Origin of the sequence: Aquincola tertiaricarbonis (assembly GCF_000969605.1) — a bacterium.
Taxonomy (GTDB): domain Bacteria; phylum Pseudomonadota; class Gammaproteobacteria; order Burkholderiales; family Burkholderiaceae_C; genus Aquincola; species Aquincola tertiaricarbonis.
Genome location: NZ_JZUE01000022.1, coordinates 49,039 through 71,989, shown reverse-complemented (window position 1 = coordinate 71,989; position 22,951 = coordinate 49,039). Strand labels below are relative to the sequence as shown.

At 73.4% G+C, this 22,951-nt stretch carries 23 protein-coding genes; 11 read left to right on the top strand and 12 right to left on the bottom strand.

Translation table 11 applies throughout. The annotated features are described in order from the left end of the window. Positions 1-17: 17 nt before the first annotated feature. Genes acsF through bchF form a run of 10 tightly spaced genes read right to left on the bottom strand, consistent with a single transcriptional unit; the run spans position 18 to position 9,560 of the window. Positions 18-1,091: a magnesium-protoporphyrin IX monomethyl ester (oxidative) cyclase gene (gene acsF, locus VO99_RS21470; RefSeq protein ID WP_046114968.1), complete on the bottom strand. Its 1,074-nt coding sequence runs from the start codon at positions 1,089-1,091 to the stop codon at positions 18-20. A 17-nt stretch (positions 1,092-1,108) separates the two neighbouring features. Beyond that, the gene (gene puhC, locus VO99_RS21465) at positions 1,109-1,576 is read right to left on the bottom strand and encodes a photosynthetic complex assembly protein PuhC (RefSeq protein ID WP_046114967.1); all 468 of its coding nucleotides are present in this window, start codon (positions 1,574-1,576) and stop codon (positions 1,109-1,111) included. A 9-nt stretch (positions 1,577-1,585) separates the two neighbouring features. Next, on the bottom strand, positions 1,586-2,341 hold the full coding sequence (gene puhB, locus VO99_RS21460; RefSeq protein WP_232315452.1) for a photosynthetic complex putative assembly protein PuhB: 756 nt from the start codon (positions 2,339-2,341) through the stop codon (positions 1,586-1,588). After that, complete coding sequence (gene puhA / locus VO99_RS21455) at positions 2,338-3,105, bottom strand: photosynthetic reaction center subunit H (protein WP_046114966.1); 768 nt, start codon at positions 3,103-3,105, stop codon at positions 2,338-2,340. The genes puhB and puhA overlap by 4 nt, the downstream gene beginning before the upstream one ends. 29 nt (positions 3,106-3,134) lie before the next feature. After that, positions 3,135-4,562, bottom strand: coding sequence for an MFS transporter (locus VO99_RS21450; RefSeq protein ID WP_046114965.1), 1,428 nt, complete (start codon positions 4,560-4,562; stop codon positions 3,135-3,137). After that, positions 4,559-5,254 (bottom strand): magnesium protoporphyrin IX methyltransferase, encoded by a 696-nt coding sequence (gene bchM / locus VO99_RS21445; RefSeq protein WP_046114964.1) that lies wholly within the window; start codon positions 5,252-5,254, stop codon positions 4,559-4,561. Before bchM ends, VO99_RS21450 begins: the two co-directional genes overlap by 4 nt. 14 nt (positions 5,255-5,268) lie before the next feature. Continuing rightward, complete coding sequence (gene bchL / locus VO99_RS21440; RefSeq protein ID WP_046114963.1) at positions 5,269-6,180, bottom strand: ferredoxin:protochlorophyllide reductase (ATP-dependent) iron-sulfur ATP-binding protein; 912 nt, start codon at positions 6,178-6,180, stop codon at positions 5,269-5,271. A gap of 23 nt (positions 6,181-6,203) precedes the next feature. Continuing rightward, positions 6,204-7,739 (bottom strand): ferredoxin:protochlorophyllide reductase (ATP-dependent) subunit B, encoded by a 1,536-nt coding sequence (gene bchB / locus VO99_RS21435; RefSeq protein WP_046114962.1) that lies wholly within the window; start codon positions 7,737-7,739, stop codon positions 6,204-6,206. Between the two features lie 19 nt (positions 7,740-7,758). After that, entirely contained in the window at positions 7,759-9,036 is a 1,278-nt protein-coding gene (locus VO99_RS21430) for a ferredoxin:protochlorophyllide reductase (ATP-dependent) subunit N (RefSeq protein ID WP_046114961.1), read from the bottom strand. Beyond that, entirely contained in the window at positions 9,033-9,560 is a 528-nt protein-coding gene (bchF, locus tag VO99_RS21425; protein WP_046114960.1) for a 2-vinyl bacteriochlorophyllide hydratase, read from the bottom strand. Before bchF ends, VO99_RS21430 begins: the two co-directional genes overlap by 4 nt. A 263-nt stretch (positions 9,561-9,823) precedes the next feature. Between bchF and VO99_RS21420 the strand changes: the two genes are divergently transcribed. The 11 genes from VO99_RS21420 (at position 9,824) to VO99_RS29150 (ending at position 21,080) form a co-directional block, all read left to right on the top strand. Then, positions 9,824-10,726, top strand: a complete 903-nt coding sequence (locus VO99_RS21420) for a cobalamin B12-binding domain-containing protein (protein ID WP_157039691.1) — start codon at positions 9,824-9,826, stop codon at positions 10,724-10,726. A gap of 73 nt (positions 10,727-10,799) precedes the next feature. Next, on the top strand, positions 10,800-12,269 hold the full coding sequence (gene ppsR, locus VO99_RS21415; RefSeq protein ID WP_232315449.1) for a transcriptional regulator PpsR: 1,470 nt from the start codon (positions 10,800-10,802) through the stop codon (positions 12,267-12,269). Positions 12,270-12,485: 216 nt separating this feature from the next. Beyond that, positions 12,486-13,370 carry a chlorophyll synthase ChlG gene (gene chlG / locus VO99_RS21410; protein ID WP_046114958.1) on the top strand — a complete coding sequence of 295 codons (885 nt, stop codon included), beginning with the start codon at positions 12,486-12,488 and terminating at the stop codon, positions 13,368-13,370. After that, positions 13,367-14,728, top strand: coding sequence for a BCD family MFS transporter (locus tag VO99_RS21405; RefSeq protein ID WP_046114957.1), 1,362 nt, complete (start codon positions 13,367-13,369; stop codon positions 14,726-14,728). Before chlG ends, VO99_RS21405 begins: the two co-directional genes overlap by 4 nt. Beyond that, positions 14,725-15,912 carry a geranylgeranyl diphosphate reductase gene (locus VO99_RS21400; protein WP_046114956.1) on the top strand — a complete coding sequence of 396 codons (1,188 nt, stop codon included), beginning with the start codon at positions 14,725-14,727 and terminating at the stop codon, positions 15,910-15,912. The genes VO99_RS21405 and VO99_RS21400 overlap by 4 nt, the downstream gene beginning before the upstream one ends. Beyond that, entirely contained in the window at positions 15,909-16,394 is a 486-nt protein-coding gene (locus VO99_RS21395) for a TspO/MBR family protein (protein WP_046114955.1), read from the top strand. The genes VO99_RS21400 and VO99_RS21395 overlap by 4 nt, the downstream gene beginning before the upstream one ends. A 19-nt stretch (positions 16,395-16,413) precedes the next feature. Beyond that, complete coding sequence (locus VO99_RS21390) at positions 16,414-16,746, top strand: hypothetical protein (protein WP_198157009.1); 333 nt, start codon at positions 16,414-16,416, stop codon at positions 16,744-16,746. 23 nt (positions 16,747-16,769) lie between these two features. Continuing rightward, the gene (locus VO99_RS21385) at positions 16,770-17,084 is read left to right on the top strand and encodes a high-potential iron-sulfur protein (RefSeq protein ID WP_046114954.1); all 315 of its coding nucleotides are present in this window, start codon (positions 16,770-16,772) and stop codon (positions 17,082-17,084) included. A 10-nt stretch (positions 17,085-17,094) separates the two neighbouring features. Next, positions 17,095-18,120 carry a magnesium chelatase ATPase subunit I gene (gene bchI / locus VO99_RS21380; RefSeq protein WP_046114953.1) on the top strand — a complete coding sequence of 342 codons (1,026 nt, stop codon included), beginning with the start codon at positions 17,095-17,097 and terminating at the stop codon, positions 18,118-18,120. A 39-nt stretch (positions 18,121-18,159) separates the two neighbouring features. Beyond that, the gene (locus VO99_RS21375) at positions 18,160-20,025 is read left to right on the top strand and encodes a magnesium chelatase subunit D (RefSeq protein ID WP_046115008.1); all 1,866 of its coding nucleotides are present in this window, start codon (positions 18,160-18,162) and stop codon (positions 20,023-20,025) included. A gap of 128 nt (positions 20,026-20,153) precedes the next feature. Continuing rightward, the gene (locus VO99_RS29150; protein WP_052736519.1) at positions 20,154-21,080 is read left to right on the top strand and encodes a PRC-barrel domain-containing protein; all 927 of its coding nucleotides are present in this window, start codon (positions 20,154-20,156) and stop codon (positions 21,078-21,080) included. A 12-nt stretch (positions 21,081-21,092) separates the two neighbouring features. Here the strand turns inward: VO99_RS29150 and VO99_RS21365 are convergent, their stop codons facing one another. After that, positions 21,093-22,007 carry an RNA polymerase sigma-70 factor gene (locus VO99_RS21365; protein WP_046114952.1) on the bottom strand — a complete coding sequence of 305 codons (915 nt, stop codon included), beginning with the start codon at positions 22,005-22,007 and terminating at the stop codon, positions 21,093-21,095. Between the two features lie 44 nt (positions 22,008-22,051). Beyond that, a complete protein-coding gene (gene bchO / locus VO99_RS21360) occupies positions 22,052-22,942 on the bottom strand; it encodes an alpha/beta fold hydrolase BchO (RefSeq protein ID WP_046114951.1) in 891 nt (296 codons plus the stop codon). Positions 22,943-22,951 lie beyond the last annotated feature (9 nt).

The following is a 22,951-nucleotide window of genomic DNA, read 5'->3' as shown; positions in this document are numbered from 1 at the left end:
AGCGCTGCGAATGCGCGTTACCAGGCCGGCGCCACGCGCACCTGCGCCGGCAGCGCATGGCGCTGGACCGGCTGCAGGTACAGCCGCGCGAAGGTGAATGCCGCCTGCGCCGCGCAGCCCGCCTGCTGCAGCTTGCCCACCAGCCCGCCGCGGGCCTTGGCCGCGTCCATCCGGGCCTGCAGCGCGCACAGCCGGTCCAGCCCGCGCAGGAAGGCCGGGCGCTCCACGTCCAGCGAGATCGGGAACACCTGCTTGCTGATCTCGGTGGTGATGCGGAAGACGGTGAGGTCATAGGCCGTCGGGTCCAGCCCCATCGCCTGCTTGAGCGCGGGCCGCGCGTGGTCGCGCACGTACATCGTGGCGTACACCGCCAGCAGGAAGAAGCGCACCCACAGCAGGTTGCCGCCGCGCAGCAGGTGCGGGTGGGCGCGCAGCAGCAGCGCGAAGGATTCGCCATGCCGGAATTCGTCGTTGCACCAGCGCTCGAACCAGCGAAAGATCGGATGGAAGCGCAGCTCCGGGTGCCGCTCGAGCTGGCGGTAGATGGTGATGTAGCGCGCGTAGCCGATCTTCTCCGACAGGTAGGTGGCGTAGAAGATGTACTTGGGCTTGAAGTAGGTGTAGGCCTTGGTGCGCTTCAGGCTGCCCAGGTCCACGCCCAGGCCGTAGTCCTTCAGTGCCGAGTTGATGAAGCCCGCATGCCGCGATTCGTCGCGCGCCATGTAGCGCATCAGCTGCTTGATGTCGGGGTTGGTGCTGCGCTTGAAAATCTCGTTGTAGAGCACGCAGCCGGAGAACTCCGAGGTGAGCGAGGACACCAGGAAGTCGAGGAACTCGGCGCGCAGCTCCGGCGTCCAGGTGGGCGTGAGGGCGGCCACCTCCTCGATGAACTGCGCATTGCGCTGGAAATGGTCGTGGTTGTTGTCGCCTTCGTACTCCGCCAGCATCGCGTCCCACTCGGCGCGCAGCGGGCTCACGTCCAGCTTGTCCATCGCCGCGAAGTCGGTGGTGTAGAAGCGCGGGCTCAGCATGCTGGAGGCGCGGGCGCGCTCGATGGCCTGCTCGGGGCTGTGGAGGGCGGTGTCCATCATGGTCGGTTCTCCTGCGCTCAGGGCGTCGTGCGGGGCGGGGCCGGCAGCAGGCGCACGAACACGCCGGCGTTGGTTGGCCCGAAGGCTTCGAGGTCGATGCGACGGCCGGTGCTGGGGTCTTCCAGCGTCAGCCGGCCGTCGTTGCGGGCCACCAGCCGGAAGGGCGGCTGCGGGCCGATCTGCTGGCGCTTGCGGTCGCGCACCAGGCCGCGCACCGCGCTGCGCAGGAAGCCGTTGGTGCCGGGCGCCACGGTGTCGATCAGCTGGCCGGTGTCGGCATCCCGCACGGCGATGCCGCCGCCGGGCAGGTCGTCGAAATGCAGGCTGCGCGCCTGCAGCGCGGGTGCGGGCAGGTCGGCGCTGCCGCCCATGCCGGTCAGGCGCACCGCGGCCACGCCGATCAGCGTGACCAGCACCAGCACGCCGAGCGCGGCCAGCGGCAGCCGCGGCGTGGCTTCATGGTGCGGGCCGGCGGGCAGGCTCATCGCAGTTGCCTAGACAAGTTGCCCGAATGCGCCCGGCTGCGCCGCGGGTGCGGCCTGCTCCGGCAGCGTCGGCCGTGGTTTCGGCTGGGCCGGGGCGTCGACGGCCAGCGCCTGCTGCGCCTGCACCAGCAGCGCAGCCACCTCGGCCACCCGCGGCAGCGCCCGCAGCATCGGCTGCGCGCGGCGCAGCTGCCACGGCCGCACATGCGGCCACAGGTGCAGCCAGGCGATGCGGTCGGTGCCGGCCAGCTGCAGCGCGATGTCGCCGTGGCCGCGGCGGCCGCGGCGCAGGCCGGCGGCCGCGATGCGGGCATGCGGCAGGTTGAAGGTGACGGTGAGCACGATGCCCACGCGCATCACCACCCGCCGGCTGGTGAGGGTGTAGACGGTGCTGCGCGCGCTCAGCCAGGCCATCAACGCCACCACGCCCAGGCCCAGGCCGGCCAGCAGCACCGGTGGCGCCATCAGCTTCAGCAGTGACAGCGTCGGCGTGGCCGCGGCCAGCAGCTCGGCCAGGCGCCAGGCCAGCAGCAGGCCGAAGTACAGGCCGGTCTTGCGCAGGTGGAAGGCCTCGCGGGCCAGCGTGGGCCAGTGCGGGCTGCCCTGCCACAGCAGCCGTTCGTCGGCGGGCAGCGGCTCGGGCAGGCCGGGCGCGGCCTCGAACTCATGTTCGGCGGCGGGCTGCAGCGTGGCGGGCAGCGCGCCCGCCGCGCGGCGCGGGGCCGGTGCGGTGGGTGCCGCCACGCGGGCACGCAGCGTGGTCACAGCAGCGGCTCCGCACGGCGCGGCGTGGCGTACAAGGTGCCGGCGCCGTAATAGGCCATCACCTTCTCCTCTTCCAGCATGGTGATGCGGTCGGGATGGCGCAGCAGCGGCACCCCCGCGAACTGCGCGCCCAGGATGGAGCGCACCTCCACCCGGTTGGCCTTCACGCGGGCGAAGTTCATCGGCAGCAGCACGGAGCTGGCAGCACCCGGCACCTGCAGCTCCAGGTAGCGGAACAGCATCTCGGCCTGGTCCACCCACAGGTCCAGCACCTCGCCGCCCACCGCGCCGTCGGCGCCGATCACCGGCAGGCCGCGCGGGTCGGGGTCCTGCGGGTCGATGGTCAGGGCGGGCAGCGCGCGCAGCGGCAGCAGGCGGGGCTGCAGGTCGGCGGTGGTGTCGACGATGTCGGGCCGCTCGGCCCAGGCGCCGGGGCCGACGCCCGCGGTCATCGGGTCGCCTTCGGGCTCGATGGGCGCGCCCAGGAAGCGGCCGGTCAGCCGGGCCCGCTCGGGCGCCACCGGCAGCGCGCGGGTGGGCACCGTCACCGTGCGGCCGTCGCGCAGGTGGTAGGTCTTGGGGCGGGGAATGGGCGGGTAGCCCTGCACGTCGATGCGGCCGCCGGAGCGGTCGGACTCCAGCGGATAACCCTCGCGCTTGTTCTCCTGGTGCAGGTAGTAGACGAGGCCCGCGAAGAAGATCCAGAAGCCGTAGAGCGTGAGCTGGGCCACGTCGATGTACTGCGTGATGGCGCCGGTTTGCATGAGGTGTCTCCTGCGTGAAGAGGAAAGCGTCAGCCCGGGAACTCGGCCAGGCCGAAGGGACGCGGCGCGGCCGCGGGCGGGCCCGGGCGCACGGCCTTGACCAGCGGCCCGATGGCCGCCAGCGTGGCGAACAGCAAGGCGATCTCGAGGTGGTAGACGAAGCTGTAGCCGATGGCCGGCCCGGTGAGCGCGGGACCCAGCGCACCCTGCGCAGCCAGGGCCGAGATGCCGTCGCGCAGCGCCCCGCCCAGGCCGATGGCCAGGCCGCCGGCGGTGGCCTGCACCGCGCCCCAGGCGCCCAGCGCCAGGCCGTTGTGGCCGGCCGAGAGCGCCATCGCCGCGATGAGCGTGCCCACGCCGAACAGGCCGCCGCCGAAGCCGATCAGCAGCACGCCGGCGCGGAACAGCAGCGGCGATTCGAGCGGCGCGGCGAAGATCACCGCGGCAAAGGCCACCACGCCGGCCAGCGCGCCCATGGCGGCCAGCCGGTAGGCATCGGCGCCGCGCTGCAGCCAGCGAGCCGCCAGCCCGAAGGCCAGCAGCGCGCCCGTGGCCAGCACCGCGGTGAGCAGGCTGGTGGCGCCCACGCCGAGGTGCATCACCGCGCCGCCGTAAGGCTCCAGCACGATGTCCTGCATGTTGAAGGCCGCGGTGCCCAGGCCCACCGCCACCAGGAAGCGGCGCACCGCCGGCTGGCCGGCGAAGGAACGCCAGGCCTGGCGGAACGAGGGCGGTGCGGCTGGCGCGGGCCGCCGTGCGCCACGCGGCTCCTGCTTCCACAGCGCGACGATGTTGAGCAGCATGGTCATCAGCGCCGCGCCCTGCACCACCTGCACCAGCCGCACATGGCTGAAGTCGCGCAGCAGCGCGCCGAAGGCCAGGCTGCCCACCAGCATGCCCACCAGCAGCATCACGTACATCAGCGCCACCACGCGCGGGCGGGTGGCCTCGGGCGCCAGGTCGGTGGCCAGGGCCAGGCCGGCGGTCTGCGTGGTCTGCAGGCCGGCGCCCACCAGCACGAAGGCCAGCGCGGCGGCGGCGGTGCCCACCCAGGCCGGGCCGTGCAGGTCGGCCGCGTCGGACGACAGCACCAGCAGCGCGAAGGGCATGATGGCCAGGCCGCCGAACTGCATCAGCGAGCCGAACCACAGGTAGGGCACGCGGCGCCAGCCGAGCGCGCTCCAGTGCGTGTCGGACTTGAAGCCCACCAGCGCGCGCCACGGCGCCAGCAGCAGCGGCAGCGCCACCATGCTGGACACCAGCCAGGCCGCCACCTGCAGTTCCACGATCATCACGCGGTTGAGCGTGCCCACCATCAGCGCGCTGGCCATGCCCACCGACACCTGGAACAGCGCCAGGCGCAGCAGCCGCCGCAGCGGCAGGTCGGGCGAAGCCGCGTCCGCGAAGGGCAGGAAGCGCGGGCTGACGTGCAGCCACGCATTCGCGATCCTCTTCATCGCCGCAGCTCCAGCGCCTGCGAGGTGTAGAAGCCGCTGGCGATGCGCTGGGTGCGGTCGGTCTGCCAACCTTGCAGTGCCGGCACTTGCCTGAGCAACCGATGCAGCTTCTCGCCGCGCACCGGCTCGATGGCCGGGGCCCGGTCGCCGCGCGGGAAGAGGCGGCCCAGCGCATGCATCGCGGCCAGCGCCGGGCTGCTGGGCGCATAGGTGAACAGCATCGAGCCGCGCACGCGCGGCGCCAGCCGCTGCAGCGCTTCCACCGCCTGCGGCGCGGTGTAGTGGATCAGCGAGTCCATCAGCACCACATGGTCGAAGCGGCCCAGCGAAGGGCTGAGCATGTCGCCCGAGCGGAAGTGGATGCGGCCGTGCAGCGCGGCCGGCACGCGCTCCTGCGCCAGCGCCACCAGCGTGGGCGAGAGGTCGATGGCCGTCACGTCGGCGCCGCGCTCGGCCGCGGCCATGGCCAGCGCGCCGGTGCCGCAGCCGGCGTCCAGCAGTCGCAGCCCGTGCAGGTCGCCGGGCAGCCAATCCAGCAACAGCGCGCGCATGCGGTCGCGGCCGGCGCGCACCGTCGCGCGGATGCGGCCCACCGGGGCGTCGGAGGTCAGGCGCGCCCAGGCCTCGGCCGCGGTGCGGTCGAAGTAGTGCTCGATGCGGCCGCGGCGCTGGGTGTAGGTGTCGGTGCTCATGGTCAGAGGCGCTCTCAGTCGAAGCCCAGCAGGTCGAAGATGTCGCGGTCCTTCATCGGCGTGCATTCCAGCGGCTCGGTGCCCAGCCACAGCGCGGCGGCCAGGCGCAGGTACTCGGCCTGCACCGCGGCCAGCTCGGGGCTGTCCTCCATCTCGAACAGCGTGGCCTTCTTCAGCCGGCTGCGGCGGATCACGTCCAGGTCCGGAAACACCGCCATCGTCTTCAGCCCGATGCGCTCGTTGAACTTGTCGATCTGGTCGGTGGCCGCGCTGCGGTTGGCGATCACGCCGCCCAGCCGCACCTTGTAGTTCTTCGCCTTGGCGCCGATGGCCTGCACGATGCGGTTCATCGCGAAGATGCTGTCGAAGTCGTTGGCGGTGACGATCAGCGCACGGTCGGCATGCTGCAACGGCGCGGCGAAGCCGCCGCACACCACGTCGCCCAGCACGTCGAAGATGACCACGTCGGTCTCTTCCAGCAGGTGGTGCTCCTTCAGCAGCTTGACCGTCTGGCCCACCACGTAGCCGCCGCAGCCGGTGCCCGCGGGCGGGCCGCCGGCCTCCACGCACATCACGCCGCTGTAGCCGGGGTAGACGAAGTCCTCGACGCGCAATTCCTCGGGGTGGAAGTCCACCGACTCCAGCACGTCGATCACCGTGGGCATCAGCTTCTTGGTGAGGGTGAAGGTGCTGTCGTGCTTGGGGTCGCAGCCGATCTGCAGCACCCGCTTGCCCAGCTTGCTGAAGGCCACCGACAGGTTGGAGGAGGTGGTGCTCTTGCCGATGCCGCCCTTGCCGTACACCGCGAACACCTTGGCGGTGCCGATGGACACCGACGGATCGAGCTGCACCTGCAGGCTGCCCTCGCCGTCGGGCCGGCGCGAGGTCTTCAGCGTCGGGAAGGGCAGGGTGGTGGTTTCGGTCATCGGGTGTCCTTGGTGTCGTCCGGTCAGCGGCTGAAATGCGCCTTGGCCTCGTACAGCGTCTCGACGGTGATGGTCATCAGCCCGCGGTCGACGGCATAACGCTCGGTGTTGCGGCGGGCCTTGCCGCGCACGAAGAAAGGCACGCGGTGCAGCTCCTTCTCGGCCTCGGGCGCCCAGGTGGCGGCCGCGTCCTGCGGCTGCTGCTGCGCGTCTTGTTGCGGCAGCACTGGCGGCGGCGCGGCGGCATGGCCCAGGTGCGAGGCGGGCGCGTCCTCATGGAATTCGAAGTCGCCGCGGAACATGCCCAGCAGGTGTTCCTCCAGGCCCATCATCAGCGGATGCACCCAGGTGTCGAACAGCACGTTCGCACCCTCGAAGCCCATCTGCGGCGAGTAGCGCGCCGGAAAGTCCTGCACATGCACCGGCGCCGAGATCACCGCGCAGGGGATGCCCAGCCGCTTGGCGATGTGGCGCTCCATCTGCGTGCCCAGCACCAGGTCGGGCTGGGCGGCGGCCACGGCGGCTTCCACGTCCAGGTAGTCGTCGGTGATGAGCGGGGCCACGCCATGCAGCGCCGCGGCCTCGCGCACCTCGCGTGCGAACTCGCGGCTGTAGCTGCCCAGGCCGACCACCTCGAAGCCCATCTCGGTGGCGGCCACCCGGGCCGCGGCCACCGCATGCGTGGCATCGCCGAACACGAACACCCGCTTGCCGGTGAGGTAGGTGGAATCGACCGAACGCGAATACCAGGGCGCGCGCGAAGCCTCTTCCCGCACGGCCACCGGCACCTCGATGCCGGCCAGCGCGGCCACTTCGTCGATGAAGGCCTGCGTGGCCTGCGCGCCGATCGGGATGGTCCTGGTGAAGGCCTGGCCGAACTGCCGCTGCAGCCAGCCCGCGGCCTGCTGTGCCACCTCGGGGTACAGCACCACGTTGAAGGCGGCTTCGCCCAGCCGGGCCAGGTCGGCGGGCGTGGCGTCCTGCGGCGCGGTCACGTTCACCGGGATGCCCATGCGCTGCAGCAGGCCGGTGATCTCGCGCACGTCGTCGCGGTGGCGGAAGCCCAGCGCGGTGGGCCCGAGGAGGTTGCAGCCGCTGCGGGGCGCGCCTTCGGCCGGCTTGCGGGCCAGCCCGCGCACCAGCTGGTAGAAGGTCTCGCTGGCGCCGTAGTTCTCCTTGCGCTGGTACGAAGGCAGCTCCAGCGGGATCACCGGGATCGGCAGCGCCATCGCCTGCGCCAGGCCGCCGGGGTCGTCCTGGATCAGCTCGGCGGTGCACGAAGCCCCCACCAGCATCGCCTGCGGCTGGAAGCGCGCATAGGCATCGCGCGCCGCCTGCTGGAACAGTGCGGCGGTGTCGCCGCCCAGGTCGCGGGCCTGGAAAGTTGTATAGGTGACTGGCGGCCGCCGCGGAGAGCGTTCGATCATCGTGAACAGCAGGTCGGCATAGGTGTCGCCCTGCGGCGCATGCAGCACGTAGTGCACGCCGCGCATGGCGGTGGCGACCCGCATCGCGCCCACATGGGGCGGGCCTTCGTAGGTCCAGAGCGTGAGTTGCATGGTGCGGCCCGGGATGCGTTCAGGCCGCGGCCAGCAGCGCGCGGCGGAGCAAAGGGCGGGCGAACAGGCCGGCCAGGTCGGCGGCCTGCTCGTAACCCTGGATGGGCGTGAACACCAGCTCGATCGACCACTTGGTGGCAAAGCCTTCGGCCTCCAGCGGATTGGCCAGGCCCAGGCCGCACACCACCAGGTCGGGACGGGCGGCGCGGCAGCGGTCCAGCTGGCGTTCGACGTCCTGCCCTTCGGACAGCACGGTGCCGGCGGGCAGCAGCGCCAGTTCCTCCGCCAGGTGCGCGCGGTGCAGGAAGGGCGAGCCCACCTCGGTGAGCTGCATGCCCAGCTCGCGCGACAGGAAGCGCGCCAGCGGCACCTCCAGCTGCGAATCGGGGAAGAAGAAGATGCGCCGGCCGGCCAGCCGTGCGCGGTGCGTCGCCAGCGCATGCTGCGCGCGCTCGATGGCCGGGCCGGTGGCCTGCGCAAAGCGCGCCGCGCTCACGCCGAAGGCCGACGCGGCGGCCTGCAGCCAGGCCGTCGTGCCTTCCACCCCCAGCGGAAACGGCGCGGCGATGCGCGTGGCGCCGCGTTCTTCCAGCGCCCGGGCGGTATCGGCCAGGAAGGGCTGGGCCAGCAGGTAGCGCGTCTGCGGCCCGACCGAGGGCATCGCCCCCGCGCGCCGTGCGGGCAGAAACTGCACCGGCCCGATGCCCAGCGCCGCGAACAGGCGCTTGAACTGCTCTTCCACCACGTCGGCCAGCGCGCCCACCACCAGCAGGCCGGGCTGCGCGGTGGCCTCCAGCGTGGGCACCAGCGCGGCCAGGCAGGCGTCTTCGCCCTGGGTGAAGGTGGTCTCGATGCCGCTGCCCGAGTAGTTGAGCACCCGCACCTGCGGCATGAAGCGCTGGCCCAGCCGCTGCGCGGCGCGCGACAGGTCGAGCTTGATCACCTCCGAAGGGCAGGAGCCCACCAGGAACAGCAGCTTGATGTCGGGCCGGCGCTGCAGCAGCCGCGTCACCACGCGGTCCAGCTCGTCGTTGGCGTCGGCCAGGCCGGCCAGGTCGCGGTCGTCGATGATGGCGGTGGCGAAGCGCGGCTCGGCGAAGATCATCACGCCTGCGGCCGACTGCACCAGGTGCGCGCAGGTGCGCGAGCCCACCACCAGGAAGAAGGCGTCCTGGATCTTGCGGTGCAGCCAGATGATGCCGGTGAGGCCGCAGAACACCTCGCGCTGGCCGCGTTCACGCAGCACCGGTGCGGTGCTGCAGCCGGTGTCGGCCATCGCCGTGGCGATGGGAATCATGGCCGCCCCGCCGCCTGGGCCGCCGGATGCCCGGCCGACCGCACGCCCTCGGCCTGCTGCTGCAGCCGCGCCGCGCGCAGCTTGAGCAGGAACTGCGTGGCATTGATGGCATAGCTGGCGTACGCCGCCAGCGCCAGCCCCATCAGGCCCTGGCTGCCCAGCCAGCCGAAGCCCAGCGCCAGCAGGTAGGCGGTGTGCAGCGCCAGCACCAGCATGCTGAACACGTCTTCCCAGTAGAAGGCGGGTGCGAACAGGTACTGCCCGAACACCGCCTTTTCCCACAGGCAGCCGGTGACCATGATGGCGTAGAGCAGCAGCGTCTTCAGCACCACCGACACCGTGGCCACCTGCTCGCCCTGGCCGGTGGCCAGGAAGCGCAGCACCAAGCCCAGGCTCACCAGGAACACCAGGAACTGCAGCGGGGCCAGCAGCCCCTGCACCAGGGTCCAGGCGCTGCGGTCACGCCGCCAGCGTTGTTCGGGCGTGTAGAGCGGGGCGGCGGCGGAAGGGATTGCAGTGGCCATGCGGCGAAGACTAGGGCGCCGCCTGCCGAGTGTCAATCCAGATTGACGTTCTACGGGTCTGACACTACGCTGCCAGCCATGGGGATACAAATTGAGAAATGCTTGACGGCAATGGGCGTTCCCGCTGACAGTTCGCGCGGACCCTGCTCTTGCTTACCAACACGACACACAAGACAGTCAACCACCGGGCACCAACAGGTCCACCTCAGAAGCAGCTGCTTCCTTCCGAGACCCGACGCGCTCGACCCACGAGGAGACACGTGGTGCAGACGTATACAAGGAACCTGTTCGGTGCGCCGCCCGCGGCCGCCCAGGAGGGCGTGAGCTCGGCGCTGCCATGGGGTGCGGCCGAGCAGCCGGCCCCCGACACCCTGAGCCCGATGGACCGCGCCGCCTCGCTGCTGCGCACGATCGAGACGCAGATCATTCCGCGCCTGCTGCTGGCGCATTGCCACCACGACAGCGGTGCCTCCCACGAGAGCCGGCCGCTGCCGCACACCGGGCCCGCCGAGGTGGCCACGCTGACCGACATCGTGCTGGGCCGCCGGCCCGGCTCCGCTGCCGAGTACATGCGCGCACGCCGTGCCGAGGGCATCGAGATCGAGGCCCTGTACCTGGACCTGCTGGCGCCCACCGCGCAGCGCCTGGGTGCGCTGTGGGAGGCCGACCTGTGCGACTTCACCGAGGTGACGGTGGGCCTGTGGCGGCTGCAGCAGCTGGTCAATGAATACAGCAGCGCCTTCCAGCGCACCGAGCCGCGGCGGCGCAGTTCCTGGCGCGCCCTGCTGGCGCCGGCACCGGGTTCGCAGCACAACTTCGGCCTGCTGATGGTGGTGGAGTTCTTCCGCCGGGCCGGCTGGGACGTGTGGGCCGATCCGGGTGCGGGTCTGCCGGAGCTGACACAGGCACTGTCCAGTGGCTGGTACGACATCATTGGCCTGTCGGTCGGCAGCGAGTGCCATGCCGACGGCGTCGCATCGGCTATCCTCGCGCTGCGCCGGGCGTCCTTGAATCCGGCGGTGGTCGTGATGGTGGGTGGACCGGTTGTCAACCTGCTGGACGACTTCGCGGTGAAGGTGGGCGCTGACGCCATGGCGTCCGATGCCCGCGCCGCCGTCGCCGAAGCCGAACGTCTGATGGCCGCCCGCGCGGCGGCCGTCCCCTGAATCCATCCACCCACCCGCGCGCCTTCCAGCGCCGATCGAACAAGGCCTCATGAACCTCGCAGGCGTGCCGAACGTGACCCCTTTCGACGCTCCCGAGCAGTTGCTGGCGGACATCGACGCACGTTCCACCGCCGCGCTGATCTCCGCCGCGGCGGACGTGGCGCTGGTGATCGACGGCCAGGGCGTCATCCGCGACGTGTCCATCGGCAATGACGAGCTGGTGTACGAAGGCAGCGCTGAATGGGTGGGCCGCCACTGGCTGGAGACCGTGACGGTGGAAAGCCGGCCCAAGGTGCTGGCCATGCTGCGCGATGCGGCCAGCATGCGCAGCGGCCACACCCCGTGGCGCCAGGTGAACCACCCGGCGGCGGGCACGGCCGGCGTTCCGGTGATGTATTCGGCGGTGCAGTTCGGCGACCAGGGCCGGGTGGTGGCCGTGGGCCGCGACCTGCGCACCGTCAGCACCCTGCAGCAGCGGCTGGTGGATGCGCAGCAGGCCATGGAGCGCGACTACCTGCGCCTGCGGCAGGCCGAGGCCCGCTACCGGCTGCTGTTCGAGACGATCTCCGAGCCGGTGGTGGTGCTGGACGGCAGCAGCCATGCGGTGGTGGAGATCAATCCGGCAGCCGCGCGGCTGCTGGGCGATGGCCCGCGCCGCATCGGCGGCCGCCCGTTTGCCGATGCGCTGGCCCCGGCCAGCCGCCAGGCCGCGGCGGACCTGTTCGCCAGCGTGCGGGCCACCGGCCGCGGCGACGAGATCCGCGTGCAGGCCGCCGAGGGCGGGCCGGCGCTGCAGATGTCGGCCACGCTGTTCCGCCAGGACGGTGCCTCGCTGGTGCTGGTGCGGCTGCTGCCCACCGCCGCCGAGGGCGCCGCCCCGGTGGCCGCGCCGGCCGAGGCCGCGCTGCTGCGCGCGGTGGACAGCGTGCCCGACGCCTTCGTGGTGACCGATCCTCAGGGCCGGGTGCTCACCGCCAACACCGCCTTTGCCGAGATGGTGCAGCTGCCTGCCGGCGAGCGGCTGCAGGGCCAGTCGCTGGACCGCTGGATGGGCCGCACCGGCGTCGACCTGAACGTGCTGCTGGGCTCGCTGCGGCAGCACGGCGTGGTGCGGCTGTTTCCCACCACCCTGCGCGGTGCCTACGGGGCCACCACGCAGGTGGAGATCTCGGCCGTCTCGGTGCCGCAGGGCGAGCCGCCCTGCCTGGGCTTCACCATCCGCGACGTGGGCCGGCGCCTGGCGCCTGAAGCCCGTACGCACCGCGAGCTGCCGCGCTCGGCCGGCCAGCTGGCCGAGCTGGTGGGCCGCGTGCCGCTGAAGGACATCGTGGGCGAGACGGTGGACCTGATCGAGAAGCTGTGCATCGAAGCCGCGCTGGAGCTCACGCGCGACAACCGCGCCTCCGCCGCCGAGATGCTGGGCCTGTCGCGCCAGAGCCTGTACGTGAAGCTGCGCCGCTACGGCCTGGGCGACCTGGGCGGCGTGGGCAGCGACCAGGCGGCGGCGAACAATGCGAGTTCGGGGGACAAGGCGCCGGGATAACTCGCGCTTTTGCGGCCGGCGGATCAGCCCACGAAGCGCGCTGCGCGCGCCGACCTCGGCGCTGTGCTCCTCGCCACTTCGAAATCGCTCCACCGGGCACCGCCTCCCCCGTGCGCCTCTGCGCAAACCGCACACACGCAGCAAAGCGCCAATGCGCGACTGTAGCAGGTGTAAATCTCAGTTGACACAACCGACCGTCACACCGAAAGTCAGCGCATGACACGCCCTGACCTGTCGGCCGTGACCGAGCTGCTCAAGCCGATCACATGGTTCCCACCGATGTGGGCCTTCGGCTGTGGCGTGGTGGCTTCGGGCGCCTCGCCGCAGGGCCGCTGGCCGCTGGTGGCGGCGGGGGTGCTGCTGGCGGGTCCGCTGGTGTGCGCCACCAGCCAGGCCGTCAACGACTGGTTCGACCGCGAGGTGGATGCGATCAACGAGCCGCAGCGGCCGATTCCCAGCGGCCGCCTGCCCGGGCGCTGGGGTCTGTACATCGCCATCGGCTGGACGCTGCTGTCGCTGCTGGTGGCGCTGGCGCTCGGGCCGGTGGGGCTGGCGGCGGCAGTGGTGGGGCTGCTGCTGGCCTGGGCCTACAGCGCGCCGCCGCTGCGGCTCAAGCGCAATGGCTGGTGGGGCAATGGGGCCTGCGCGCTTTGTTATGAGGGCCTGGCCTGGATCACCGGCGCGGCGGTGATGGCTGCGGGCGTGGGGCTGGATGCACGCTCGCTCTGGCTGGCGCTGCTGTACAGCGCCGGCGCTCACGGGATCATGACGCTCAACGACTTCAAGTCCATCGAGGGCGACAGCCGCATGGGCATCGGCTCGCTGCCCGTGCGGCTGGGCGTGCGGCGCGCGGCCGTGGTGGCCAGCGCGGTGATGGCCGCGCCGCAGGCCGTCGTCATTGCGCTGCTGCTCGATTGGGGCCAGCCGGCGCATGCCGCCGGCGTGGCCGCGCTGCTGGCCGCGCAGCTGCTGATGATGCGGCGCTTCGTCGCGCAGCCGCTGGCGCGGGCGCTCTGGTACAGCGGCTTCGGCGTGCCGCTGTACGTGCTGGGCATGCTGGTCAGCGCGTTTGCGCTGCGCGCCGCCGGGGCCGCGGCGTGACGTCGGCGGACAGGCCCTTCGGCTGGCTGCAGGTGGTGCGGCTGGGCCTGGTGCAGGCGGCGCTGGGCGGCCTGGTGGTGCTGATGACCTCCACGCTCAACCGCGTGATGGTGGTGGAGCTGGCGCTGCCGGCGCTGCTGCCCGGCGTGCTGGTGGCGCTGCACTACCTGGTGCAGACCAGCCGCCCGCGCATGGGCTGGGGCAGCGACGTGGGCGGCCGCCGCACGCCCTGGATCGTCGGCGGCATGGCGGTGCTGGCCAGCGGCGCGCTGCTGGCCGCGGCCGCGGTGGCCTGGATGCCGCTGCACCGCACCGGCGGCGTGCTGCTGGCGTTCGCGGCCTTCGTGCTGATCGGCCTGGGCGTGGCGGCCTGCGGCACCACGCTGCTGGTGCTGCTGGCCAAGCGGGTGCCGGCGCCTCGCCGCGCCGCGGCGGCCACGACCGTGTGGCTGATGATGATCCTGGGCTTTGCCGTCACGGCCGGCACCGCGGGCCACTTCCTGGACCCGTATTCGCCCGCGCGGCTGCTGGCGGTCACTGCGGTGGTCGCCGTGCTGGCGGTGCTGGTGGCACTGCTGGCCACCTGGGGGCTGGAAGGGCCGGCCCCCGCGGCGGCGGCCGCCGCGCCCGGCCCGCAGCCGCACGCTCCGGCCGGTGCCGGCCTGCGCGCCTTCGCCAGCTCGCTGGCCGAGGTGTGGGCGGAGCCGGCGGCACGGCGCTTCACCGTCTTCATCTTCGTGTCGATGCTGGCCTTCAGCGCGCAGGACCTGATCCTGGAGCCGTTCGCCGGCACGGTGTTCGGCTTCACGCCCGGTCGCTCAACGCAGCTGTCGGGCGTGCAGCATGGCGGCGTGCTGGTGGGCATGCTGCTGGCGGCGGCGGCCGGCAGCCGCTGGCGCGGCCGGCAGTTCGGCTCGCTGGCGGGCTGGACGGCGGGCGGCTGCATCGCCTCCGGCCTGGCGCTGGGCGGGCTGGTGCTGGCCGGGCTGTCGGCACGGCCTGGCGGCCACCCGCTGGAGGCCAACGTGTTCCTGCTGGGCGCGGCCAACGGCGTGTTCTCCATCGCTGCCATCGGCTCGATGATGCGGCTGGCCGGCGAGGGCCGGCCGGGCAGCGAAGGCGTGCGCATCGGCCTGTGGGGCGCGGCGCAGGCCCTGGCCTTTGCGCTCGGCGGCCTGGTGGGCACCGGCGCCAGCGACCTGGCGCAGGCGCTGCTGGCTTCGCCCGGCACGGCCTACGCAGCGGTGTTCGGCTGCGAGGCGCTGCTGTTCCTCCTGGCGGGCTGGCTGGCCTGGCGGCCGCTGCCCGCCGCTGGCAGCGCCCGCGCGCTGCCTTCACCGATGCAGGTGTCCACATGATGCTGAGCGACCTGTACTACGACGCAGTGGTGGTGGGCGGCGGGCCGGCGGGGGCCACTGCCGCCGACGACCTGGCCCGTGCCGGCCACCGCGTGCTGCTGCTGGACCGGGCGGGCCGCATCAAGCCCTGTGGCGGTGCCATTCCGCCGCGGCTGATCGCCGACTTCGACATCCCCGAGCATCTGCTGGTGGCCCGGGCCACCGCGGCGCGCATGGTGTCGCCGGCTGGCCGGCAGGTGGACATCCCCATCGAAGGCGGCTTCGTCGGCATGGTGGACCGCGAGGTGTTCGACGAATGGCTGCGCCAGCGCGCCCAGGCGCATGGCGCGGTGCGCCGCACCGGCAGCTTCGAGACGCTGCAGCCCACCGCCGACGGCATGACGCTGCTGGCCTACCGCGATGGTCAGGGCCTGCACCAGGTTCGCACCCGCACCGTCATCGGGGCCGACGGCGCACGTTCCGCGGTGGCGCGGCAGGCGGTGCCGGGCGCCGCCAAGGGCCGCTGCGTGTTCGCGTACCACGAGATCGTGCGCACGCCGCAGCCGACGCCCGCGGGCTTCCGCGGCAGCCGCTGCGAGGTGCATTACGACGGCCGGCTGTCGCCCGACTTCTACGGCTGGGTGTTCCCGCACGGCGACACCGTGAGCATCGGCACCGGCAGTGCCGACAAGGGCTTCTCGCTGCGCGGCGCGGTGCAGCGGCTGCGCCAGTCGGCGCAGCTCGACGGCGCGCAGACGCTGCGCCGCGAAGGCGCCCCCATCCCGATGAAGCCGCTGCCGCGCTGGGACGACGGCCGTCACGTGGTGCTGGCCGGCGATGCGGCGGGCGTGGTGGCGCCGGCCTCGGGCGAGGGCATCTACTACGCGATGTTGGGCGGCCGCTTTGCCGCCAGCGCGGTGGCGCTGTGCCTGAAGACGGGCGACGGCCAGGCGCTGGCCAGTGCCCGCAAGGCCTTCCTGCGCGAGCACGGCCGGGTGTTCTGGGTGTTGGGCATCATGCAGCGGTTCTGGTACGCCAGCGACAGGCGCCGCGAGCGCTTCGTCAGCATGTGCCGCGACCGGGATGTCCAGCAACTCACCTTCGACGCCTACATGAACAAACGACTGGTCCGCGCGCGCCCGCTGGCGCATGTGCGCATCTTCTTCAAGGACGTGGCCCACCTGCTCGGGTTGGCGCGCGTATGACGGGACGGCCGCTGTGGAAACCTCTTTCGGTGGCGGTGCTGGGCGCGGTGGCGCTGTCGGTGCTCGGTGGCCTGTCCACCGACATCGGGCCCTGGTACCGCGGCCTGGCCAAGCCCGCGTGGCAGCCGCCCGACTGGCTCTTCGGCCCGGTGTGGACCACGATCTATGCGCTGGGCGTGGTGGCCGCCGTGCGGGCCTGGCGCGCGCCGGTACAGCAGCCCGGGCGCGGTGCGCTGCTGACGGCCTTCGGTGCCAACGGCATCGCCAACGTGCTGTGGAGCGTGCTCTTCTTCGCCATGCGCCGGCCCGACTGGGCGGCCTTCGAGGTGGTGCTGCTGTGGTTGTCCATCGCCTGGCTGATCCGCGTGGCCGGCCGGCGCGACCGCCTGGCCGGCTGGCTGCTGGCGCCCTACCTGGCCTGGGTGAGCTTCGCGGCCGTGCTCAACCTGACGATCGTGCGGCTGAATCCGCCGTTCGCCTGAGCCGCTGAAGGCGATGCACATGGCCTGGCTGACCGACCTGGTGCTGGGCGTGCTGCTGCTGGAAGCCGCGGTGCTGTGGTGGCTGGCGCGGCCCCACCGGCGCGGCGTGCCGTTTGCCGACGTGGCGGGCAGCCTGCTTGCCGGGCTGTGCCTGGTGCTGGCGGTGCGTGAAGCAGCGTCCGGCAGCACCGGAGGGGGGCTGGCGTCCTGGCTGGCCGCGGCCGGCATCGCCCACGCCTTCGACCTGCACAGGCGCTGGCGGCGGCGCCCGGCTGCGCCACCCTCTGCCGCCGCCCCCGATCCTTCCGCCGTACCACCGGGGCCGCGCGCCGCGCCCCCCGGACTCCTGTAGCCAACCGCCAAAGAGGACTTCCCATGACCACCCGTCGCCGCTTCATCACCATCGTGCCGCTGGCCGGCTCCGCGCTGCTGGCAGCGCACACCGCCAGCGCCCAGGGTGCGCCCACGCTGGACCCCAAGGACCCGCAGGCCGCCGCGCTGGGTTATGTGGTCGACACCACCAAGGTCGACAAGGCCAAGTTCCCCAAGCACACCAACGACCAGCATTGCGGCAATTGCCAGCTGTACCAGGGCGCGGCCACCGCCGAGAAGGCGCCTTGCACCTTGTTCCAGGGCAAGCAGGTGCTGAACAAGGCCTGGTGCTCGGCCTGGGTCAAGAAGGCTGGCTGAGCCAAGCGCCATGGCATTCCCTTTTTCCGCCATCGTCGGCCAGGAGGAGATGAGGCTCGCCATCCTGGTCGCGGCGGTGGAACCCGCCATCGGCGGCGTGCTGGTGTTCGGCGACCGCGGCACCGGCAAGAGCACGGCCGTGCGGTCGCTGGCCGCGCTGCTGCCGCCGATGACGGTGGTGGCCGGTTGCCGCTACGGCTGCGATCCGGCCACGCTGGCGCTGCACGGCGGCTGCGACGACTGCCGCGCGTTGCGCACCGCGCCACGCACGCAGAAGGTGCCGGTGCCGGTCGTCGACCTGCCGCTGGGCGCCACCGAGGACCGCGTGGTGGGTGCGCTCGATCTGGAAAAGGCCCTGACCCTGGGCGTGCGTGCCTTCGAGCCCGGCCTGCTGGCCCGCGCCCACCGCGGCTTCCTGTACATCGACGAGGTGAACCTGCTGGAAGACCACCTGGTCGACCTGCTGATCGACGTTGCCGCCTCCGGCGAGAACGTGGTGGAGCGCGAGGGCCTGAGCGTGCGCCATCCCGCGCGCTTCGTGCTGGTGGGCAGCGGCAACCCGGAAGAGGGCGAGCTGCGGCCTCAGCTGCTCGACCGCTTCGGCCTGTCGGTGGAGGTGCGCACGCCGATGGACGTGGCTTCGCGGGTGGAGGTGGTCAAGCGCCGCGACGCCTATGAGCGCGACCCGATCGGCTTCGCCGAGCACTGGAAGAAGGAGGATGCCAAGGTGCGCCGCCGCGTCGCGGCGGCGCGCGAGCGCATCGCCACCACCGCCGTGCCCGACGCCACGCTGGAGGCCGCCGCCCGCCTGGCGATGGCCCTGGGCACCGACGGCCTGCGCGGTGAACTCACGCTCACCCGAGGCGCCCGCGCGCTGGCCGCGCTCGAAGGCGACGACGTCGCCGGCGTCAGCCACCTCCGCCGCGTGGCCCCGGCCGCGCTGCGCCACCGCCTGCGGCGCGACCCGCTGGACGAATCGGGCAGCACCGAGCGCGTGGAACGTGCGCTGGCGGAGCTGTTCGACGCGGTGGCCTGAGGCCGCTCAGTCCTCATGGCTGCCCCCATGGCCGCCCCCATGGCCGCCCCAGCCGCCACCCCCCTCGCCACCGACCGCGCCGCCGCCGATGCCCGGCTGGCCATCGCGCTGCTGGCGGTGGACCCGGCCGGCCTGGGCGGCGTGTGGCTGCGCGCCCCGGCCGGCCCGGTGCGCGATGCCTGGCTGGCCCTGCTGCGTGGCCTGCTGCCCGAGGGCACGCCGCTGCGCCGCATGCCGTCCCACATCGGCGACGACCGGCTGCTGGGCGGCCTGGACCTGGGCGCCACGCTGCAGGCCCGCCGCCCGGTGCGCCAGGCCGGCCTGCTGCAAGAAGCGGCCGGCGGCCTCGTGCTGCTGGCGCTGGCCGAACGCCTGCCGGCGGCCACCGCGGGCCGCATCGCGGCGGTGCTGGACGCATCGTCCGGCCGCGATGCGGCGGCAGCCGTCGGCGTGGTGGCGCTGGACGAAGGCGAGGCCGACGAGGCACCGCCGGCCGCGCTCACCGAACGGCTGGCGCTGCACCTGGTGCTGCGCACGGTGCAGGCGCAGCCGCTGGACCCGCAGCGCCTGCAGGCCGCCCGCGCCGCCTTGCCGCGGCTGCCGTTCGACGAGGACGTAGCCACCGCCCTGGGTGCGGCCGCCGTGGCGCTGGGCATCCGCTCGGCCCGGGTGGGCTGGCTGGCCTGGCGGGCCGCCTGCGCGGCCGCCGCCTGGGCCGGCCATGCCGAGGTGTCGACAGAGGACGCGGCGTTGGCGGCCCGGCTGGTGCTGGGACCGCGGGCCAGGCAGCAGCCCGCCGGCCCGCCGCCCGACGAGGCGGATGCGCCGCAGCACGACGGCGATGCCTTGCCCGCCGACGCCCCGCCACCCGCCGGCCGCGCAGATGCGCCCGAGCACGCGCCCGACGCCGCCGCCCGCCCGCCCTCCGGCAGCCCCGGCGCCCCGCCGCCGGCTGCGCCGGAAGGTGGCGATGCGTCTTCCGGCCCCGCGGCACCACCGTCCGCCGGCACGCCCTTGCACCAGCAGGTGCTGGCCGCCGCCGCCACCGCCTTGCCGCCCGGCCTGCTGATCGGCCTGGCCGCCCGCGCCGGCCAGCGACCGCCCGGCACGGCCGCCAGCGCCGGCCGCAGCGGCGCGGCGCAGCGCCATCGGCTGCAGGGCCGCCCGCTGGGCTTGGTGCGGGGCGAGGCACGCGGCGGCCGGCTCGACCTGATCGAGACGCTGCGTGCCGCCGCACCCTGGCAGCCGCTGCGCCGGGCCGAGGCCTTGCGCTGCGGCGGGCCGGTGGGCGCCCAGGTGCTGGTACGCGCGCAGGACTTCCGCCTGCGCCGCTACCAGCAGCGGCAGCAGACCACCACCGTCTTCACCGTGGATGCCAGCGGCTCCCTCGCGCTGCACCGGCTGGCCGAAGCCAAGGGCGCGGTGGAACTGCTGCTGGCCGACTGCTATGTGCGGCGGGACCAGGTGGCCTTGATCGCCTTCCGGGGCACGGGCGCCCAGCTGCTGCTGCCGCCCACCCGCTCGCTGGTGCGGGCCAAGCGCTGCCTGGCCGAGCTGCCCGGCGGCGGCGGCACGCCGCTGGCCGCCGGCATCGACGCCGCCCGCCGGCTGGCCGAAGGCCTGCAGCGCCAGGGCGGCAGCGTGCTGGTGGTGCTGATGACCGATGCCCGCGCCAACATCGCGCGCGATGGCGCGCCCGGCCGCGAGCGGGCCGCCGCCGACGCCCTGGCCTCCGCCCGCGCGCTGCAGGCCACCGGCCTGGCCAGCCTGATGATCGACACCGGCCGCGAGCCGCAGCCCGCCGCACGCGGCCTGGCCCGGGCCATGGGCGCACGCTACCTGGCGCTGCCGCAGGCCGATGCCGGTCGGCTGTGGCGGGCCGTGGCGCCGGGAACCGCCCGGTAGCGCTCCACCGGCGGCCGTCGGCCGCGGCCTACGTGCAGCCGCGCCGCCGTCCGGGTCGGGTGGCGGGAACCGGCCCCAGGGCGCTTTCTCCCACAGGGGACATGCCAACCACCTCTTGGAGGCCCCCGATGAACAAGACACGCTCCAGCCGACCCATCCACCGCCTGGCCGCCCTGCCGCTGCTGGCCACCGCGCTGGGCCTGCCGGCCCTCGCGCAGCAGCCGGCCGCGGGCGCCCGCCCTGCAGCAACCACGCAGGCGACCCCCCAGACCACGCCCGCGGCCAACTCGGTGGCCGCCACGCCGGCACCCGCCGCCCAGGCTGGCCCCTACCGCGCCTTGCGCGCCAGCAAGCTCATCGGCATGGAGGTGCAGAACCGGGAAGGCCGGCACATCGGCCAGATCGACGACCTGGTGGTGAACATGGGCAACGGCGACCTGCGTTATGCCGTGCTGTCCTTCGACCCCGGCGTGATGGGCGGCGAGCGGCTGTTCGCCCTGCCGCCCGACCGGCTGGCCTTCACGCCCGAAGGCGACCGGGTGGTGGTGGACGTGGACAAGCAGCAGTTCGAGAAGGCCGCCATCGAACGCACCCGCTATTCGCCGGCCTTCTTCCGCGACCATGCCCAGGTGGCCGTGCTGGACCGGGCCTGGTCCATCCCGCAGCCCGGCCGCGGCACCACCGCGCACCGGGTGACCGACCTGCTGGAAGCCGACGTGCTGGCCCGCAACGGCGACGAGATGGGCGACGTGGAGGAACTGGTGCTGGACCTGGGCTCGCGCAAGGTGCACTACGCGGTGGTCAGCTTCGACCCGGGCTGGACCTCGGCCGAGAAGCGCTACCTGTTCGCGCTGAGCGACTTCCGCCTGCCGCGCGACCCGGAGGACGTCCAGCTGGACCTGGACCGCGACGGCATGCGCCGGCTGCAGGGCTTCGACGGCGACCGCATGAAGGACCTGAACGCCGCGGGCTGGGTGGCCGACGTGCGCCGCAGCCTGGCCCAGGGCACCGGCGCACGGGCCGGCGCCGCACCCACGGACGCGGCGGCCCGCTGACCAGGGCGGCGCTCACCGCGGCGCGGTGGCCGCCGGCCGCGGCACCGGCGCTGCGCCCAGCGCCGCGGCCAGGCGCTGCAGCTTGTCCGGATTGCGCTGCACATGGATGCGCACGATGCGCTGCCCGTCCGTCTCGAAGGACTGCGCCGATTCCAGGTGCCCGTCGATGAAGCGCAGCAGCCCCCACTGGCCATTGATGACGGCCAGTTCGACGCGCACCGCCTCGCCGTGGCGCAGCCGGGCCGCCAGGTACAGCTGCGCGATGCGCCGCCCGCCGGCCAGCACCTTGCCGAAGCTGGGCACCTTGCCGCCGCCGTCGCTCACCAGCTCGGCCTCCTCGGCCAGCATGGACGCCATCGCGCCGAAGCTGCCCTGCGCCACCGCCTCGGCGAACTGGCGCATCACCTGCAGGTGCGCCTCGGGCGTCACGGCATAGCGCGGGCGGGCCTCGCGCAACTGGGCCTTGGCGCGGCTCACCAGCTGGCGGCAGGCGGCCTCGCTCCTGCCCAGCGTGCGCGCCACCTCGTCGTAGTCGGCGTCGAACACCTCCCGCAGCAGGAAGGCCGCCCGGGCCGGCGGCGCCAGCCGCTCCAGCAGCGTGAGGAAGGCCACCGACAGGTCGTCGGCCCGCTCCAGCAGCTGCTCGGGCGAGGCGGGCGCGTCGTCCAGCTGCGGCTCGGGCAGCCAGAAGCCGGTGTAGTGCGCCCGCTGCACCTTGGCCGCGCGCAGGCGGTCGATGGCGATGCGGGTGGCGCTGGTCACCAGCCAGGCCTCGGCGTTGTCGATGGCCGGGCGGTCGGCCGCATGCCAGCGCAGCCAGGTGTCCTGCACCACCTCCTCGGCCTCGGCCCGGGTGCCCAGCATGCGGTAGGCGATGCCCAGCAGCCGGGGCCGCAGGCGGTCGAAGAGGCGGGTGGCGTCGTCCATCAATGCAAGACGTTCGAGGCCCGCGGCTTGTGACGGCAGGTGGCTCAGCCGGCCCATGCGGCTTGGATGAGGGCCGCCACCTCGGCCGGCTTTTCCTCGTGCGCCAGGTGGCCGGTGCCGGCCAGCGGCAGCACCCGGGCCTGGCGCAGGCGGCGGGCCACGGCGCGGGCCTGCTCCGGCGGCACCATGCGGTCGCGGTCGGAGGCCAGCAGCCACAGCGGTACCGGCAGCCGCGGCAGGGCGTCGGCCAGCGGGCGCAGGTCCCAGTGCGCCATCATCGCCAGCGCACCGGCCACATGCGCCGGGCTGCGCACCAGCCGGGCATACAGCGCGGCGGAGGCGGCCGGCACCACCGAGCCGGTGCCGTCCAGCAGGCGCTGCACCGCACGGTCGTCGCGCGCCTGCCGGGCCACCAGCCGGGTGACCAGACCGGGCAGCAGCGGGCCGCCACCGATCAGCCGCGCCAGCGGCGCGAACAGCAGGCCGGCCACGCCGTCGAAGGGCAGCAGTGCGCCGTTCATCGACACCAGCGCCCGCGCCGGCGCATGGCCGTCCAGCATCAGCTGCGCGCCGATGGCCGCACCGGCCGAATGGCCGGCCACCAGCGCCGGCGGCGCCAGGTCCAGCACCGCCAGCAGCGCCGCCAGCGCACGGGCCATCGCCGGCAGGCCGGGCGCGGGCTGCAATGGGTCGGTGAAGGCATGGCCGGGCAGGTCGGGCACCACCACGGTGAAGCGCAGCGACAGCAGCGGCAGCAGCCCGGCCATGCTGTGGCTGGAAGCGCCGGTGCCGTGCAGCAGCAGCAGCACCGGGCCCTGGCCGGCCACCTGCACATGCCAGTGCAGCCCGCCGGCCTGCAGGAAGCGGCTGTGTGCGCGGTGCGGCCAGTCGGCGCCGTCGCGCTCCCAGGCCAGCCGCCGCCGCTGCGCTTCCATCCGCCCGCG

What these genes read in the sequence shown, in the direction of transcription:
- puhC (WP_046114967.1), bottom strand. Translation starts at nt 1,576, where the DNA reads ATGAGCCTGCCCGCCGGCCCGCACCATGAAGCCACGCCGCGGCTGCCG.
- VO99_RS21430 (WP_046114961.1), bottom strand. Translation starts at nt 9,036, where the DNA reads ATGATTCCCATCGCCACGGCGATGGCCGACACCGGCTGCAGCACCGCA.
- VO99_RS21390 (WP_198157009.1), top strand. Translation starts at nt 16,414, where the DNA reads ATGGCCTGGCTGACCGACCTGGTGCTGGGCGTGCTGCTGCTGGAAGCC.
- bchO (WP_046114951.1), bottom strand. Translation starts at nt 22,942, where the DNA reads ATGGAAGCGCAGCGGCGGCGGCTGGCCTGGGAGCGCGACGGCGCCGAC.
- bchL (WP_046114963.1), bottom strand. Translation starts at nt 6,180, where the DNA reads ATGACCGAAACCACCACCCTGCCCTTCCCGACGCTGAAGACCTCGCGC.
- VO99_RS21375 (WP_046115008.1), top strand. Translation starts at nt 18,160, where the DNA reads ATGGCCGCCCCAGCCGCCACCCCCCTCGCCACCGACCGCGCCGCCGCC.
- bchF (WP_046114960.1), bottom strand. Translation starts at nt 9,560, where the DNA reads ATGGCCACTGCAATCCCTTCCGCCGCCGCCCCGCTCTACACGCCCGAA.
- bchI (WP_046114953.1), top strand. Translation starts at nt 17,095, where the DNA reads ATGGCATTCCCTTTTTCCGCCATCGTCGGCCAGGAGGAGATGAGGCTC.
- bchM (WP_046114964.1), bottom strand. Translation starts at nt 5,254, where the DNA reads ATGAGCACCGACACCTACACCCAGCGCCGCGGCCGCATCGAGCACTAC.
- puhA (WP_046114966.1), bottom strand. Translation starts at nt 3,105, where the DNA reads ATGCAAACCGGCGCCATCACGCAGTACATCGACGTGGCCCAGCTCACG.
- VO99_RS21400 (WP_046114956.1), top strand. Translation starts at nt 14,725, where the DNA reads ATGATGCTGAGCGACCTGTACTACGACGCAGTGGTGGTGGGCGGCGGG.
- chlG (WP_046114958.1), top strand. Translation starts at nt 12,486, where the DNA reads ATGACACGCCCTGACCTGTCGGCCGTGACCGAGCTGCTCAAGCCGATC.
- acsF (WP_046114968.1), bottom strand. Translation starts at nt 1,091, where the DNA reads ATGATGGACACCGCCCTCCACAGCCCCGAGCAGGCCATCGAGCGCGCC.
- VO99_RS21385 (WP_046114954.1), top strand. Translation starts at nt 16,770, where the DNA reads ATGACCACCCGTCGCCGCTTCATCACCATCGTGCCGCTGGCCGGCTCC.
- VO99_RS21395 (WP_046114955.1), top strand. Translation starts at nt 15,909, where the DNA reads ATGACGGGACGGCCGCTGTGGAAACCTCTTTCGGTGGCGGTGCTGGGC.
- VO99_RS21365 (WP_046114952.1), bottom strand. Translation starts at nt 22,007, where the DNA reads ATGGACGACGCCACCCGCCTCTTCGACCGCCTGCGGCCCCGGCTGCTG.
- VO99_RS21450 (WP_046114965.1), bottom strand. Translation starts at nt 4,562, where the DNA reads ATGAAGAGGATCGCGAATGCGTGGCTGCACGTCAGCCCGCGCTTCCTG.
- bchB (WP_046114962.1), bottom strand. Translation starts at nt 7,739, where the DNA reads ATGCAACTCACGCTCTGGACCTACGAAGGCCCGCCCCATGTGGGCGCG.
- VO99_RS29150 (WP_052736519.1), top strand. Translation starts at nt 20,154, where the DNA reads ATGAACAAGACACGCTCCAGCCGACCCATCCACCGCCTGGCCGCCCTG.